The organism is Streptomyces sp. URMC 126, from assembly GCF_051386555.1.
GTDB lineage: Bacteria > Actinomycetota > Actinomycetes > Streptomycetales > Streptomycetaceae > Streptomyces.
The window spans coordinates 1-245 of record NZ_JBPQTX010001215.1; the positions used below are offsets into that span (position 1 = coordinate 1).

Here is a 245-nt window from a genome sequence, read left to right on the forward strand (position 1 = left end):
CTGTCCGACTGATCCGGAACTCGGAAGCGCACGTGCGGTGTCCACAGCCCGAGCACGACTTCCCCCGATTTTGTGTCGAGCTTGGCGGTGCTGATCGTTCCCGTCGTCTCAAGGATTCGGTGCTGTCCGGCGGGCGCACGGCCGTTCTCGGCTGCTGCCGTACTCAACGCAAACAGGCACGTCGCAAGCACAACCACGGCGTTCCATCCACCCACCAGCTATCCCCTTGTCAGGACGAAGAGACT

The 245-nt window shown here is 62.4% G+C and carries 1 protein-coding gene; it reads right to left on the reverse strand.

Annotation, left to right across the window (positions count from 1 at the left end):
• The coding region (locus ACSNOK_RS35715; protein WP_436784820.1) for a hypothetical protein at positions 1-215 on the reverse strand (215 nt) is incomplete at its 3' end.
• Positions 216-245: the final 30 nt, after the last annotated feature.